Origin of the sequence: Rhodospirillum sp. A1_3_36 (genome assembly GCF_047263945.1) — a bacterium.
Taxonomy (GTDB): domain Bacteria; phylum Pseudomonadota; class Alphaproteobacteria; order Rhodospirillales; family Rhodospirillaceae; genus Rhodospirillum.
This window is the reverse complement of the sequence record NZ_JBLAVB010000015.1, coordinates 1-15441: the sequence shown is the minus strand read 5'-3', so window position 1 is coordinate 15441 and position 15441 is coordinate 1. Positions and strand designations below refer to the sequence as shown.

12 protein-coding genes are annotated in these 15441 nt (G+C 58.7%); 4 read left to right on the top strand and 8 right to left on the bottom strand.

The window, feature by feature from the left end:
* Positions 1–26: 26 nt before the first annotated feature.
* The 7 genes from ACLIRY_RS21305 to ACLIRY_RS21275 form a co-directional block, all read right to left on the bottom strand.
* Positions 27–2972, bottom strand: a complete 2946-nt coding sequence (locus tag ACLIRY_RS21305) for a tetratricopeptide repeat protein (RefSeq protein ID WP_413207443.1) — start codon at positions 2970–2972, stop codon at positions 27–29.
* A 26-nt stretch (positions 2973–2998) separates the two neighbouring features.
* Positions 2999–3313 carry a flagellar biosynthesis regulator FlaF gene (gene flaF / locus ACLIRY_RS21300; protein ID WP_413207442.1) on the bottom strand — a complete coding sequence of 105 codons (315 nt, stop codon included), beginning with the start codon at positions 3311–3313 and terminating at the stop codon, positions 2999–3001.
* Complete coding sequence (locus ACLIRY_RS21295; protein WP_413207441.1) at positions 3279–3770, bottom strand: flagellar biosynthesis repressor FlbT; 492 nt, start codon at positions 3768–3770, stop codon at positions 3279–3281. Before ACLIRY_RS21295 ends, flaF begins: the two co-directional genes overlap by 35 nt.
* Positions 3771–4161: 391 nt before the next feature.
* On the bottom strand, positions 4162–5016 hold the full coding sequence (locus ACLIRY_RS21290; RefSeq protein ID WP_413207440.1) for a flagellin: 855 nt from the start codon (positions 5014–5016) through the stop codon (positions 4162–4164).
* Positions 5017–5395: 379 nt separating this feature from the next.
* A complete protein-coding gene (locus ACLIRY_RS21285) occupies positions 5396–6298 on the bottom strand; it encodes a hypothetical protein (RefSeq protein WP_413207439.1) in 903 nt (300 codons plus the stop codon).
* A gap of 567 nt (positions 6299–6865) precedes the next feature.
* Positions 6866–7768 carry a hypothetical protein gene (locus ACLIRY_RS21280; protein WP_413207438.1) on the bottom strand — a complete coding sequence of 301 codons (903 nt, stop codon included), beginning with the start codon at positions 7766–7768 and terminating at the stop codon, positions 6866–6868.
* A 279-nt stretch (positions 7769–8047) separates the two neighbouring features.
* Entirely contained in the window at positions 8048–10030 is a 1983-nt protein-coding gene (locus ACLIRY_RS21275) for a methyltransferase domain-containing protein (RefSeq protein ID WP_413207437.1), read from the bottom strand.
* 191 nt (positions 10031–10221) lie between these two features.
* Between ACLIRY_RS21275 and ACLIRY_RS21270 the strand changes: the two genes are divergently transcribed.
* The 4 genes from ACLIRY_RS21270 to ACLIRY_RS21255 are packed head-to-tail and all read left to right on the top strand — an operon-like array spanning position 10222 to position 14818.
* Positions 10222–12606 (top strand): tetratricopeptide repeat protein, encoded by a 2385-nt coding sequence (locus ACLIRY_RS21270; protein ID WP_413207436.1) that lies wholly within the window; start codon positions 10222–10224, stop codon positions 12604–12606.
* A gap of 32 nt (positions 12607–12638) precedes the next feature.
* Positions 12639–13562 (top strand): hypothetical protein, encoded by a 924-nt coding sequence (locus ACLIRY_RS21265; protein WP_413207435.1) that lies wholly within the window; start codon positions 12639–12641, stop codon positions 13560–13562.
* A gap of 3 nt (positions 13563–13565) precedes the next feature.
* Positions 13566–14261: a hypothetical protein gene (locus tag ACLIRY_RS21260; RefSeq protein ID WP_413207434.1), complete on the top strand. Its 696-nt coding sequence runs from the start codon at positions 13566–13568 to the stop codon at positions 14259–14261.
* Positions 14258–14818 carry a class I SAM-dependent methyltransferase gene (locus ACLIRY_RS21255; protein ID WP_413207433.1) on the top strand — a complete coding sequence of 187 codons (561 nt, stop codon included), beginning with the start codon at positions 14258–14260 and terminating at the stop codon, positions 14816–14818. The genes ACLIRY_RS21260 and ACLIRY_RS21255 overlap by 4 nt, the downstream gene beginning before the upstream one ends.
* A gap of 281 nt (positions 14819–15099) precedes the next feature.
* On the opposite strand, the gene ACLIRY_RS21250 is transcribed toward ACLIRY_RS21255, so the two are convergent.
* On the bottom strand, positions 15100–15441 hold a 342-nt coding region (locus ACLIRY_RS21250), incomplete at its 5' end, for a transposase (protein WP_413207432.1).

Below are 15441 nucleotides of genomic sequence, written 5' to 3'. Positions count from 1 at the left end.
TCACCAACGGCACCCAGCCACGTCCCTTAAAGCTCGGGTGTGATGGCATCCTCCGCCTCAATCCTGCTGGGACGGGGATCTGTGACGATCCACCCATGGGTTAGGGGTCCGGCCACCCATTGGCGCCACATATCCCGATAGGCCACTTCTAGGTCGGCCATAAAGGCCATGGTCTGCCGACCGGGAGAGGCGCGCAGGATATCCCTTAGGGTTGCCCGCAGGGTGGTTAAACGGGGGAGGTCATGGGCCAAGGCAACGGCCTTCTCCCGCATGTCTTCGGCACCTTCTCCCAATAGATCTGCGGCCAAACCCAGATTCGTCAGAATACTCGCTCCCACCCGTCCGGAATGGCGGGTCCCTCGACAGCCAACCACGGGAACCCCCATCTGCAAGGCCTCATAGGTGGTGGTCGTCCCATTATAGGGAAAGGTATCCAGAGCAATATCCACCTTGCCGTAGGTCTGCATATGCGTCCGCAGAGTTGGGGCGTAGGAGACGAGGTCCACCCGTTTCATATCCAGCCCCCAGTCCGCCAATGTCAGGGCGATCCGCTCCCGAGTTGGCGGATCCCTCAGGACCTTGGCTTTCAGAAGCAACCTGCTGTCCGGCACCGCGTCCAGGATTTCCATCCAAGTCCGCAAGCAAGTCCGACTAAGCTTGGACAGGTTGTTGAATGACCCAAATGTCACATAGCCATTCTCCAGGAATGGCGGGGGCGTGACATCGGGCAAATCGTCTACGGGACGGTAAAGAAGAAAGCTTCGAGGCAAACGATAGGGACGCTCGGACATCGGGTCCTCGTCCTGCCCCTGTGGGTCTGCATGGATATCGGTCAACCGCCAATCGATGGCAGAAAGGCCCGTCGTATTCGGATACCCAAGGTATGTGACCTGCACGGGCGCCGGTTTGCGTACGAACACGGGAAGGCCGCTGTCTCCCGTATGCCCGGACAAATCAATAAGGATATCAATTTCATCCCGCTTGACCTCTTCAGCGAACTGGTCGTGGGTCCAGGCCGCAGCCTCTCGCCAGCGATCACAGTTTTCCTTTATGAGGTCCGTCATCATATCCGGCGCCGTCACCAGGGAATAGCAGGTTACTTCAAACTGATTGCGATCATGGTTGGCAATCACTGGAACGATGAAATACGCCACAGAATGACGGCGAAAATCAGGAGAAACATACCCGATACGCAATCTACGGTCCGGATTCCGGTCGTTTTCATGGGTTGGCCCCGGCGTGGTGACAGCCGAACCAAAGCGCTGATCCCACTCCCGGTGCATGGCGAAGAGCTCTTCCTTGCTCGGGCCATCTCCATAGTGGGAGTTGAAACACAGGTTGCTCAGGAAACTCGCACCCGTACCCGGTGGGGACTCATCCACCGCCCGGCGAAACTGACCATTGGCATAGGGCACTTCCAACACATCATTGGCGCAACAGCCAATCAAATTGAGCACCCCCGAATCATTGGGCCGCTCCTTCACCAATTCTTTGGCAATATCCAGCGCCTCAATCATCTTCCCTCGGTTCCAGAGTGTGACTCCAAGGGAATAGCGGACATTCCAATCCTTCGGCAGAACCTTCAAAAGATCGCGATATATTCTTTCTGCTTCTTCATACTCATACTGATTGAAGTAAAGCAGTGCTTGGCTCATACGGGTTCGAACATGGTCCGGATCCTCCGCCAGGATCCCCTTCAGCAGTTCGCCAGCCTCTCCATACCGATGTTGCCCCATCAGAAACTGGACCAGATTCAAGCAAATTTCCGGGGTGCTGTCCGCTGCCTCGGCGGCAATTCGCAAATAGCGTTCAGCCCCCTCCAGATCCCCCTCCACGAGAAGAATCAGACCCATGTTGGCATGGTGCTCTGGAGAATCGGGGCTCCTCTCCAACGCCATTTCCATGACCGCGCGGGCTTCAGTCAGCTCTCCAAGGTGGCGGAGCAGATTGGCCAGCGTGCCCATGACCACCTCGTCGTCAGGACGGAGCTCCAAAGCCCGCCTGGCGTGAGCCAGGGCGTCTTCTTTCTGTCCCAATTCCCGCAGAGCGAGGGCGAGGTTGTTATGGACCTCATAACTATTCGGATCCCGGACCAGAGCCTCCCGATAGGCCGCAATTCCGTCTTCCAGGCAGCGTTCTCCCTTCTTGAACCTCGTTTCCAGGTTCCCAAGATTCGTCCAAGGCTGGGCGCCATCAGGCGCCCGCTCTATGGCCCGGCGAAACGCGTCCCTCGCCTCGTCAAGGCGTTCAAGATACCCCAGGGCAACGCCCAAGATGTTCCAGATTTCCGCACTGTCGTCACCCAGGGCAACGGCCCGGGTCAACGCCTCTACCGAGTCTTCCTTGGCAGTTGATATGAGGCAAACGCCCAATTCCCGCCAGGACCGAGCCTCCCCCTCACCGATGGCCACGGCCCGGCGCGCGGCGGCAAGAGCTTCGTCTGCCTTACCGACGACTCGATAATGATGGGACAGTGCTTGGGGAAACATGGCTTTCTGGGGCGCCGCAGCGGCAGCGGTTTCCAGAACCGGGCCTACATCATCAAACCGCTTCGTGGCCTTGAGAACAGCAGTCATCCCTTCGACCGCCTTCACCATGGCCGGTTCACGGTTCAAGGCCAAACGAAAGAACTGTTCTGCCCGAGGCAGATCCCCTGTTTTCCAGTAGATTTGACCAAGGGTGGACAGGCATATCGCGTCATCCGGTGCGAGACCCAAAGCCCGCCCGGCCAAGTCTGCGGCACCGGTGGCATCGTCCAGGGCCAAGTGGGTCAGAGCACAAAATGCCAAAGCCAAAGGATCATCTGGATGACGCTCCAGATGCATATCCAAAAGAATTTCTGCTCGCTGGGCATCGCCATCATCGAGAAGGGCAGCGGCTTGAACAACCAAGGGAGCAGCGGAAAGAGCGCCCGTCTTTCCGCCTGCGGAGTCTTCTCCCCGGTTTACCCCAACGGCTTGTTTCCTGTTCATGAACGGGCCGCAATCATGGCGAGGCCTCAGCTTCCTTCGACCGGATCACCCGGGTTGGACCGCAAACCGGCGGCCAAGTTCCGGTTAATGGTAATCAAAATTTCCACTTCCTCAGCGTTCCGCGACCGCAGAACTGCCGTAGTCTGCTTATCCACGAACAGGGACAAGCTCATGATGTTGGCCTTCAATTCCGGGGGCAGCGAATTGCTGGGCTCGGTAATATCAGCTTGAATAATAGTCCAAAGCAAGTGATTGAACCTTAGGGCCTGGGACAGGGCTTCCTTGTCATCGGCCTTGGTCCTGGCATCATCCATCATCACCGCAGCTTTGGTGAAAGCCATCGCCTCCACCTCGCGGGGCGTCAGATTGGCCTTCTGGTTCTGCTGATAGGCTTGGATTTGATCCTTCGCCATGACTTAAAACCTCCGCTTCATAATCGATGAGTTTCCGGCAAACCTTGAGGGCCCGGTAGTGATCACCACCGATGATGCACAGGGAAACCTCATGCATGAGGTCGATCCCTCGCCCATCAATCGGCAATTGGATGAGCTGTTTTAACAGGAGAAAGTAAAGGTTATGGAAATCCCGCTCACGATCTGGAGCCACATACATGTTCAAAATCGCGAAATAAAGCTTCTTGACGACCGTATCAGCCTGCTCTTCCGTCAGAATATCTTTTTGACGCAAGACGGGCACGCGATTAAGGATGACCAATTCGGACTTGGTCGCACCGTTGGCGATGACCGCAGTGCCCACCAAAATCTTTTCGTTGGGCTTCAGGGTAACCTTAAGGGGCATGGTACACTTTGCCAGAAAGATGCCGTTGCGTAAGAGATCCGCACAGGCGAGCCAATGAAACACGAATAGCCAATTATCTTTGGGCTACCCGCATCGTTCCCGCACCACGGGACGTGAGCTCACCCTGTGAGCGTCGGCACGTGGAACGACTAAGGTCTAGTATCGGCGAAAACTCTACCGCCGTGAAGCATATTCCATGATTCGGCCAACCCATGCCACCATGTTCATCCAATGGGTCTGGCCCCGTACCCATTTTGCCTAGCATTCACCCCCGTCCACGCAAGACCGAAGCAAGACATCAAATACAAAAACGGCGGCCAGTTTCCCAGCCGCCGTTCGCATCCCAAAGGGATTTCGTTTTCCCAAAAAACTTCGGGGTCGTCCAGAGCGATTAGAACAGACGCAGGACAGCCTGTTCGGACTGCTGGGCAATGGACAAGGAGATCGTGCCAAGCTGCTGACGGGTCTGCAGAGACAACATGTTGGCAGATTCTTTATTGACGTCCGCATTCACCAAGTCAGACGCGCCATTTTCCAGCGTGTTGATCAGGTTATCGGTAAAGTCGCTACGAATTTGCAGCATGGAGGCATTGGTACCGAATGTCTGAGCCGTGTCACGCACAGTGGTCAGCGCGGAGTCGATATCATTGATCGCGTTGTCAATGGTCGCCCCATAACCGGCAGACGCACCCCACCCAGTCGTGGCGGCGCTCTGAGAGGCAACGTTCAGCCCGGACGCGTCGGTAACATCCCCTTCGACCTTCAGCTGACGCTGGGAAGCGGAGGGAGATTCCGAGAACTTGACGGTGAGGGTATCAGCACCCGACTTAATCAGGTTAATGCCGTTGTAACTGGCATCTTGCGTCAAGTGATCAATCTGGCTGCGCAGCTCGTTGAACTGGCTGGCCAGCTTCATACGGGTGCCCGAATCGGCAGCAGCCGTGGACTTCGCAGAGGAGGCAACGGCCTTCATCTGCTTCAGGATGTCTTCCACATTCGACAAAGCGTCGGTAGCGGCAGTCAGAACCTGAATACCTTCCGAGATGCCATCCTTCACCGTTGCGAGGTCAGACGCACGGGAGTTCAGGGTACGGGCTTTGAAGAACGACAGCGCATCATCGATGGCGCTGTTCACGTCTTTACCGGTGGACAAACGCTCCTGCGTTTTCCCGATCAGGGAGGTCGTGCGCTGCAGCGACAGCAGGTTTGTCCGTGTGGCAGACGAGAGAGTGATTGGATCAGCCATGGTCTAAATATCCTTTTCTAGGACCGTACGTGGTGACATTCATGTCATCGGAGGGTGGTCGATTTATAGCGCACAAGACCCAACGTTACTTTTAACGTTTTGTTTTGCACGCAACCTACACCAGGACCCGCCCATTCAGCATACCCTGGAAACGACCTATTCCAATTGCCTACAGCGTATACCCCACCACCACCTGAGTCAATGCCCTGAAACTGGCTCAGAAACCCGAACTTGCCTTCACGCGTTTCCCAAATCGGGCACGAACCTGGCCAACCGGAAAAAAAATATTAAATATCAAAACCGTAACACAACTTTTCCATCACCCAGAGAGACGCAATGACGTCAATTTTTCCGCTCTAACATCGCCCCTGCGCCTTCCTCACCAGACTCTTGTCCGGTAGACATTATACATGGACCGTTCCTGCAGCGAATCAGCAACAAAATTTCTCAGAACATGGGGCGGCGTCACGAGGGGAATCTTGAGCGCTCCACGGGGTGGGTATTCCTCCCCTTGCCCCCGATTCGACAGGGTATGGGTTGCGTCTGGGTCTCCCATCCCCACGTTTGAAACCAGATTGAGCCGGGGATGGGTCGCCAAGCCCGAATGGCGCCATAGGGCATATTGCCACTTCGCATCCCAGGTATCCATTGCCCCGGACCAAACCTCATCGAAGAATCGGGTCCAATACGTTGCGGTCATGGAATCGAGGAACGAAAACAGCCATCCTTCGTCCCTCAATTCCGGCCAATACACCATATCATGGTCATAAAGCGCCCAGGCGCGCCGCCACCCAGCCCATCCCCAACAATGCATGTACCGAGAAAAATAAAAGGAATGGGGGCAGAGAAACTTGGTCCCGTGGAAATAGTTCCCCCCCACGTGCATCACCCGCGTATCCTGGGCATACAAGCCCAACAGCGCATCACAATAAGGAAAGAAACTGGGATCGGGGCGGACATCGTCTTCCAAGACGATCAACCGTTCCGACCGGGTGAAGGCCCAGGTTAACCCCAGGGCCACGCGGGCTCCACAGCCCATGTTCTCCTCAGCGTAATCGGTTTCCACTTGGCAAGGCCAGTCAATACCAGCGACCAGAGCCTTGCATTGGGCGACCTTTTCCCGGTCTTCCGGATGGTTGCCCCTGGGGCCATCACAGACCACAAACATCCGCTCTGGACGCACATGGACGCGCAGAAAGTCCAACTGGGCGGCCACATGGCCGGGACGATTGAACATGAGCAGCGCCACCGGCGTCCGTGTGGCAGGTTCCGTTACCGTCATAGCAGTTCCCCAAAAAAACTCCTATTTCCCAAAACCTTGCCCCCTTTTCCCTCTGTCCTTCACGGTACACGACAGTGTCTGGTCTTTATTTGGGCGATAGCCCAAGACCATTTGAGCGATAGCCCAAGACCATTTGAGGGCCAATTCTCCCAAACCCCCATTTCTCTTTTAGAGCATGTTGCGTGAAATGTGATTCACGCAACATGCTCTAAACCTCTGACATTGAAGCAAATCGTCACGCCTACGGCGTGCGTTCCGCCCGTCGCAATCTGTTCCAGATTGCTCGGGATTTGCTCTATCTAAAAAGAAGAGCCCGGAGTCTGGAGCCAAACGGCCAGAAATAGTAATATGGGGCTTGTCGGCTCAAAATAATAGTTTGGGGCTTTTCAGCCCAAAATAATCGTTTGGGGCTTTTCAGCCCCAGTGGGGGACGGGGCAAAGCCCCGTGACGGCCCCCCCCCTGTCGCGTACCATGGCCAAGAAGGGGCCCAACGTAATCTCGAAGGCGCTCTTAGAGAGCCTCAATAACGCCAGCTTTCCCGCTTTTCCATTGCATCGGCGCCCTCCTCACCAGACTTTTGTCCGGTCGACGTTGTACATGGTCCGTTCCTGCAGCGTATCAGCAACAAAATTTCTCAGAACATGAGGCGGCGTCACGAGGGGAATCTTGAGCGCTCCACGGGGTGGATACTCCTCTCCTTGCCCCCTATTCGACAGGGTATGGGTTGCGTCCGGGTCTCCCATCCCCACGTTTGAAACCAGATTGAGCCGGGGATGGGTCGCCAAGCCCGAATGGCGCCATAGGGCGTATTGCCACTTCCCAGCCCAGCTATCAATTGCCCCGGACCAAACCGCGTCGAAGACTCGGGTCCAATACGTTGCGGTCATGGAATCGAGGAACGAAAACAGCCATCCTTCGTCCCTCAATTCCGGCCAATACACCATATCATGGTCATAAAGCGCCCAGGCGCGCCGCCACCCAGCCCATCCCCAACAATGCATGTACCGAGAAAAATAAAAGGAATGGGGACAGAGAAACTTGGTCCCGTGGAAATAGTTCCCCCCCACGTGCATCACCCGCGTATCCTGGGCATACAAGCCCAACAGCGCATCACAATAAGGAAAGAAACTGGGATCGGGGCGGACATCGTCTTCCAAGACAATCAACCGTTCCGACCGGGTGAAGGCCCAGGTTAACCCCAGGGCCACGCGGGCTCCACAGCCCATGTTCTCCTCAGCGTAATCGGTTTCCACTTGGCAAGGCCAGTCAATACCGGCGACCAAAGCCTTGCATTGGGCGACCTTTTCCCGGTCTTCCGGATGGTTGCCCCTGGGGCCATCACAGACCACAAACATCCGCTCTGGACGCACATGGACGCGCAGAAAGTCCAACTGGGCGGCCACATGGCCGGGACGGTTGAACATGAGCAGCGCCACCGGCGTCCGTGTGGCAGGTTCAGTTACCGTCATCGCAGTTCCCCAAAAAACTCCTATTTCCCAACACCTTGGCCCCTTTTCCCTCTGTCCTTTACGGTACACGACAGTGTCTCGTCCTTTTTGGGCGATTGCCCAAACCCATTTGGGGGCCAATGCCCCCAAACCCCCATTTCTCTTTTATGAATAAGTGCCCGCGGTCTGGGGCCTTTCGGCCAAGAAATGTCCTGGGTCTGGGGCCTTTCGGCCCCAGTGGGGGACGGGACAAAACCCCGTGACGGGAAAACACCCCCTGTCGTGGCCCCTGTCTGTCCTTTAACTGGCCAGGGTCCGCGCAACCTGTTCCAGCACGTCGGCACAGCTCGACCAACGATAGCGGGCCGCCCGCTCGTATCCCAGCAAGCGACGCGCCTCCACTCCCTTTCCATCCAAGACAATCCGCAGGGCCCGAAGCAGGTCATCTGGGCTGAATGGATCGAAGAAAATCGCGGCCTCCCCCAAGACCTCCCGGAACAGGGGAATATGCGAACAAAGGACCGGACACCCGCTGGCCGCCCCTTCCACCAGGGGCATGCTAAATCCCTCCAGCAGGGAGGGCACAACAAGGGCACTCGCCCTCGCATAGACGATGTTCAACTCTGAATCGGTGAAATTATGGGCAAGGGCGGTCAGACCCTGTGCATTCTCCCGATCCTCCTGGTCCAAACGTCCATTCTTGGTGGCGATGATCACCGGAATCTTCGCCAGTTCAGGATCTTTGCGAAGCGCGTCGAATAGCAGGACACCGTTTTTATAGTCACTTGGTGATCCCACCATCAAAAAATAGCGCTCTGGCAAATAAAGTTCTTTTGCGATCCTCTTGGACTCGACCGGGTCGGGCGGAAAGAACAGGGTCGGGTCGACACCTGGATAGGCGATAGGGATTTTGTCCGGATCCAAACCGGTGAGATCGACAAGGTCCGCTCGGGTGGATTCGGAAATACACAGGTGGCTGGCGGCCGTTTCGATCGCCATTCTCTTGTCCCGCCACTCTGGCTCCGTCAGGTCATGCTTCAAACGCTCCGGGATCATGTCATAGACAACCATGCCCGTGGGCGTTCGAGACGGGCCTGTATAGTACGTGGAAAAGAAAACATCGGCCTGTTCTTCGTCGCAGATCTCCTGCAACCGCTGGCTCTCATGGTCCCAGTCACCCCATTTATGGGGTCCGATGATCCGATGACGGATTCCCGGAATCCGAGGCGCTGTCCCGCAACGATCCAAAAGAGTCACACCCGCACCGAACGCCACCTGCCCCCATTCCCGAAGGACAGACTCCCAATAACGACCAATGCCGGTGTTCATATGCTGGAAAAAAATCCCATCGACCAACACCCGAGGCCGTTGATCCGGCAGACGACGGGGCAAAGGTTGCGCAACCACACCCCTTGGCTGCTGACTCGTTGTTCCCCTGCGGGCATCCAGATCCCGAATACACGTCTCGGAATCCGATATGGCGTAGCGGTAGGGGTTGGACATATGGGAGCCGAAGGCTTGAAGGCCCAGCTCCAGTGCTGTCTCCCAATCGAACAGAATGCGCATGGTTTCCCGGTCCGCCCCAGGACCATAGGATAGGTATTTGGGCTCAGGCCGGATCAACACGTGGGTCTCGGCCACGGTGACCAGCCGCATACCCAACCGCTGGGCCAGAATGTCCAACCCTTTGGCCGACCAAAAAAAGACATGCTGGCCAATTTCAGGGCTGAGATAGGGCCAATCGGCCTCCTGACCTCTATATGGGGCAGAGGTCGCGATGATCACGTCGGCATCCAGGGCCGCCAATTCCCTCAGATCCTCGGCCGGATTGGGCAGGTGTTCCAGAACTTCGAACAGGGACACCAGGGGCCAAGGCCCCGGCTGGGCATCGCCCTTGTCAAACCCAATGGCGAAATGGTTGGAGCAGAGGGGGTCGTAGCGCCAGACATCGAACCCCCGGTCGCGCATGAGCCGACAGAGCAGACCATCCCCCCCCCCGTGGTCCAGCCACCGATGATCCCTGGTCACACCATAGACCGACAGCAGGACGGGCAAGATCAAGGACAGGTAGACATTGCGCTGGGCGATCCCCGTGTCTACGGCCCGATTTTCCGGCCAGTAGGCTTCCTCGAGCCAATGGGGTGGGTCTGTCTGCAGGCATTCGCAACTCGGGCAATGCCACCAAATATTGGGAATTCTCCCTAGGATTGCTCCTTCAAAGCGGGGGTAGGTTGCCGCCCCACACAAACGACAGGGAAGCGTCCGTCCAGACTCTACCACCACGAAGGTCTCCCATCTTCACAAGCATATCACAGATGGAAACAGTGCCACATCTTCCCCAGGCGCACAAATCCCAAAGAGAACCGCCCGAGGTCCCTTTTCCCTTCTACACTCCGCCTCTATCATAGGTTAAAAATTGGCTTACCGTCGACATCAGCCCCCTCTCCTTCCTTTTTCGATTCAGGACGTTCCCCATGCCATCGCCCTCCCGGACCCCCGCTGCCACCAGCCTTTCCACCGGGGCTCGGGCAGACCTGGGCTGGAGTCTCCACCTGATGGACAGCGGAGATCGGGAAGGCGCCCTGGAGGCTTGCGAAAGAGCCCTGTCCCAAGCCCCCTTCCACCCTGATGTGATCCTGACTGCAGCGGTGCTGAACCTGGATCTGGGACGTGTCCAGGAGGCCGAAGCCCAATACCTCCGGTTGACGGACCTCCGCCCGGACGATCCCCGGGGCTGGCAAGGACTAGGTCGAAGTCGACTGTTCATGGGGGCGCCCGGACCGGCCCTGACCAGCCTGGACCACGCCCTGACTCTCGGGCCCCCCTCCCCCGAATTACTCTATGACCGAGCCGTGGCATTGACCCAATTGGGTCGCCTGGAGGAGGCCTTAACCGCCATCGACAGCGCCATCGACGCGGCACCAGGATCCACCGGAGGACCCGCCCGTTTCCGGGCCCGTCGGGCACGCATACTGGAACGGGCGCGCCGTTGGGAAGAGGCGGAGAGGGAGGCCCGCCAAGCCCTCGCCCTTGATCCGAATGACAGCCAAGCCGCCCTGGTCCTCGCCGACACCCTGATTTGCCTGAACCGGGGAGAGGAAGCCCTGTCCCGGGCTCGGGAGACCCTGAACACCCAGTTGACCCAGACCGAACTCAACCGCGAGACCCTGGCCACAGCCTTGGACCAGGCCTGCCGGGCAACCCGTTTCCTGGGCCGCCATGGGGAAGCTTCCCAACTCGCCCGGACGGTTCTGAAACGGTTGCCCGAGATGGGGGAAGCCGCCCGCATCCTGGCCCTGTCTCTCTGGTGGGCCGGTGACTTCGCCGCAGCGCCGCCGGTCCTGGACGACCTGCTGGCCCGGAATCCCTCGGATCTGGAGGCCCGCTGGCTGCGCATGCTTCTGGCCCTGCACCCCCTTTACGCGACAGCCGGGGAAAGGCGGGCTGCCCGAAAGGACCACCATGCCGCTGCCCTGGCTTTGGCTGCCCATCTGGACGGCACTGGCCCCAACCCCTGCCGACCGACCAACCCATGTCAGCCGACCAACGCCCCCGGCACGGACCACCGACTGGCCCAGTCCGACCCCCTAGCCCATGGCTACCCCTTCCATGCCCCCTACCACGGCCCCCTCGATCTGGACGCCCAACGCGCCGTGGGCCGCTATCTATCCCTGGTCCAGGAACGCTGGGCAAAGCTCCACCCCACGCCTTTGGGTATCCGACCGGACCGGGGCGACAGATATGCGGTGGTCCTGGCCAGCTCCTTCTTCCGCGACCATACGATCTGCAAACTTTTCAAGGCCTGGGTTACCGACATAGACCGAAGCCGGTTCCATGTGACCGTTCTCCACTTCGCCGAAGAGGTTGACGGGCAAAGTGCCGAAGTGGCCCGCAACGCTGATGCGTTCCACCACATTCCCCGGGGAGGCCTGCCCGCCCTCGCCCTGTTGCGGACCTTGGCACCTGATGCGATCCTCTATCCCGAACTGGGCATGAGCAATGACACGCTTCGGCTCGCCGCAATCCGTCTGGCACCGGTGCAGGCGGTGTCCTGGGGGCATCCGGCCACGACCGGTTTGCCCAGCATCGACTTGTTCCTGTCGAGCGACCTGATGGAACCGCCGACAGGCCATCTGGCCTATACGGAACGGCTGGTCCGCTTGCCCGGCCTGTCCATCCGCTACAGCCCGGCCTTCGCCGTGGAAGATGCCGTCGAAGCCCGGGCCGCCGCCCGCCACGCCCTGGGCCTGGAAGAAGACACCCCGCTGTTCCTCAGCCTGCAAACCCACGCCAAGTACCACCCCAACGACGACACCTTGCTCGGTCGGATCGCTGCCCGGGTCCCTGAATCCCGTATGGCCTTCATCGATGCTCGCCCCCCCACGCCCAAGGGAATGCTGCGCGCCCGGCTGGAGGCCGCCTTCCGTGCCGAAGGCGCCGATCCAAACCGCCAGCTTCTGATGCTCCCCCCGATGCCACTGGAGCAATACCGTCGCCTCAATCTGGCGGGAGATGTCTTCCTGGACACCCCGGCCTGGTCCGGTGGCAATACCACCCTGGAGGCCATTCACTGTGGCTTGCCAATCGTCACCCTTCCCGGCCAAACCATGTGGTCCCGTCACAGCGCGGCCATCCTGACGTCCCTCGAGGTCCCCGAAACCATCGCCGGAAACCGGGGGGCCTATGTGGATATCGCCGTCCGACTGGCCCAAGACCGCCCCTGGCGCGAAACCCTGGTGGCCCGGGCAAGCCGGGGCAAGACCCGGCTGTTCACCGACCCCTCCCCCGGCCTTGCCCTGTCCAACGCGCTGGAAACGGCCATCCTGCGAAGCCGCGCCCGCACCAACAAGCGCCCCTGAAACCAGAACAGCAAGCCGAGCGAACCCATAGGATGCCCTCTTCCCGCCCCAAGGCCCTGGTGACGATCCCGCATTACTACCGCCCCACAGGGACGGAGACGGGACATGCCTCGCTCAATCCCACACGTCGGGAGGAAAGATTACGCAATCTGGAAGCCTGCCTGTTTCATCTGGCCGCCCTGTTTGGCGACCGGGGGCGCTATGGCGCCCGCCATGATACGGCGACGGTCCACCCTGCGGCCAATCCCCTGGCGGTGGATCTGGACATCGTCGTCAACACCACCGGGGGTCACCACCTGCTGGACGACCTCTCCATTCCTCCGGACTGGTACGAACACCGGGAGGTCCCATTGGAGGATCCCCTATTCCTGGGATTCGCCGCTCAAGAGGTCCTGCGGGACCGATCGGGAGGTTATGACTGGTATATTTATCTGGAAGACGACTTGATCCTTCAGGACGCCTTTTTCCTGGCCAAACTCGCCCAAGTGAATCGCCTCTTCGAAGCCCATCCCCTGGCCGAAAGGCCCCGTTTATTGTTGCCCCACCGCTGGGAAGATCCCCTGGGACGGGACCGGGAACGCAAGTCAGTTTTCACCAAATGCTATCCCGACTGGCGCCTCAGCGAGCACAGTATCTTCCCCGGTCAACCCATCGCCTTTGACCACCTGGGCATGACAGTGACCCTGGAACCTGCCGTGGGTCCCCATGCCGGCTGCTTTTTCCTGAATGCCGCCCAGATGGCGCGGCTGGCGACCCATCCCTTGTTCCTGGATACCCGGGAGATCTGGATCACACCCTTGGATTCCGCGGCGACCAAGGCTATTGCCAATGCCTTCGCCCTGTTCAAGCCTTCACTGGACTCCGCCCCCTTTTTCGAGCTTCGCCATGCCTCTCCCCTCACGTTGGACCAATTGTTTGACCAGGGACCTGGCCAGCCCCCCTTGTGGAAATTCTGATCCATGGCCGAACTGATCCTGACCACGGCCTATGACGACGGCTTTGCCCCCATGGGAGATATTGCCGCAACCCGCCTCCGGGCCTGGGCGGACCGCCTGGGCGCCAAGGTCCATGTGGAACGAAAACTCGTCACCGACCGCCCCCCGGCTTGGAACAAGGTGGTGCTGATCCGAACCCTGCTTTCCCAGGGCCACGACTGGGTCGTCTGGGTCGACGCCGATGCCCTTGTACGGCGGTTGGACGGAGACCTTCGGACCGAGATCAGGGAAGGCAAGGACCTGTACCTGTCCCTGCATCACCAATGGGTCCACCCCATGCCAGGAATGGCCGTACGCTTTGAAGTCCCCAACACGGGGATCATGCTATTGAGACGGAGCGACTGGACCTTGGACTTTCTGGAGCGGGTTTGGGGGGCCGACCAATGGACCACCCACCCCTGGTGGGAAAATGCAGCGGTCATCGACCTCATGGGCTACCACCGGCTGCTGGACTCCACAGCGGTCAATGCGCCCCGGGCCGAGATCATGGAGCGAGTCCAGTGGCTCGACTGGTCCTGGAACAGTGTGCCGGGGGAATGCGACCATCCGGACCCTCATATCCTGCATTACACCCGCCGGGGAAATATCGAGGAAAGACTGGCGGAAATGCGCGCGGCCCTGGCCCGGATCGAAGCTGCGGAGAAAGGATCCCTCCCATGAAGCTGAATCTGGGCTGTGGCTCGCAAAAGCTGGAAGGCTGGGTGAATGTCGATTCTGCAGCCTCCCTTATGCCCGATCAGGTGGTGGACCTGGAACGCACTCCCTGGCCCTGGTCGGACAACGTTGCGGAGGAAATCCTCCTCTCCCACGTTCTGGAGCACCTGGGACCAACCCCCCGAGAATTCCTGGCGATCATGACCGAGCTGTGGCGGGTCAGCGCGCCGAGTGCACGCATCACCGTGATCGTCCCCCATCCACGACACGACAGTTTTCTCAACGACCCCACCCATGTCCGCCCCATCACGCCGGAAGGTCTCCTGCTGTTCGACCGGCGTCGGAACCTGGAATGGGCGGAACAGGGGGTGGGGAATACACCGCTCGGCCTGATCCTGGGCATCGACCTGACGATCGTCGAGCTGGAACATTTCCTTGACGACCCCTGGCTGTCCCGCGCTCAGGCCGGGGAGATTTCCCGCACCGAGCTGATCGAAGCGGAAAAACGGTATAATAATGTGATTTCCCAGACGAGAGTCGTGCTGGAAGCACGCAAAACCTAAGCCGGGCTGGAAGCACGCAAAACCTAAGCCGGGCTGGAAGCACGTCGCCGACGCCAACAAGCTTAGAAGGAAATCCACAATCCCCTCACAGGGCTTTGCCCCATAGGCGCTAGAATAGTGAACTTAAGAGGGTATCGATTTGGTCTTTTCTACTCCTTGCTGGTTCCGCAAGCTTACGATTGATGTTGGGTGGTTCCTGGTGCTGTGAGGACCGGAGGGATATGATTGCCGCGACAATACGCTGCCACGCCAAAGCGAAGAGTTGCCAAAAAGTTGGACTTCTACTGTGCTGAGGGGAGAGTTTCCGACAGGTTGCAGGTGTCGGTATCAATCAAAAGAGCGGTAAGTAGCTTCGCCGATAGCCAGGAACGCGCTAAATCCGGATCCTTGGCGGGCAATTCATCTATGCCTAAGAGGCTCTTCAATCGCTTGAATGCCAGTTCGATTTTCCAGCGTAACCGATAGAGAGAAGCTATTTGTTCAGGTGTTACCGCGTCGTAATTGCTCACGGGGTTGGCGAAATCGGTTGGCTGACGGCCTGGGTTGTGATTCAACCTTTGTATGAAAACGCCCCGGACATATCGACTTAGCGAAGCGGAGAAAGACGCCTTGCTGCTTGAGCA

What these genes read in the sequence shown, in the direction of transcription:
- ACLIRY_RS21305 (WP_413207443.1), bottom strand. Translation starts at nt 2,972, where the DNA reads ATGAACAGGAAACAAGCCGTTGGGGTAAACCGGGGAGAAGACTCCGCA.
- ACLIRY_RS21295 (WP_413207441.1), bottom strand. Translation starts at nt 3,770, where the DNA reads ATGCCCCTTAAGGTTACCCTGAAGCCCAACGAAAAGATTTTGGTGGGC.
- ACLIRY_RS21265 (WP_413207435.1), top strand. Translation starts at nt 12,639, where the DNA reads ATGCCCTCTTCCCGCCCCAAGGCCCTGGTGACGATCCCGCATTACTAC.
- ACLIRY_RS21260 (WP_413207434.1), top strand. Translation starts at nt 13,566, where the DNA reads ATGGCCGAACTGATCCTGACCACGGCCTATGACGACGGCTTTGCCCCC.
- ACLIRY_RS21255 (WP_413207433.1), top strand. Translation starts at nt 14,258, where the DNA reads ATGAAGCTGAATCTGGGCTGTGGCTCGCAAAAGCTGGAAGGCTGGGTG.
- flaF (WP_413207442.1), bottom strand. Translation starts at nt 3,313, where the DNA reads ATGGCTTTCACCAAAGCTGCGGTGATGATGGATGATGCCAGGACCAAG.
- ACLIRY_RS21285 (WP_413207439.1), bottom strand. Translation starts at nt 6,298, where the DNA reads ATGACGGTAACGGAACCTGCCACACGGACGCCGGTGGCGCTGCTCATG.
- ACLIRY_RS21290 (WP_413207440.1), bottom strand. Translation starts at nt 5,016, where the DNA reads ATGGCTGATCCAATCACTCTCTCGTCTGCCACACGGACAAACCTGCTG.
- ACLIRY_RS21280 (WP_413207438.1), bottom strand. Translation starts at nt 7,768, where the DNA reads ATGACGGTAACTGAACCTGCCACACGGACGCCGGTGGCGCTGCTCATG.
- ACLIRY_RS21270 (WP_413207436.1), top strand. Translation starts at nt 10,222, where the DNA reads ATGCCATCGCCCTCCCGGACCCCCGCTGCCACCAGCCTTTCCACCGGG.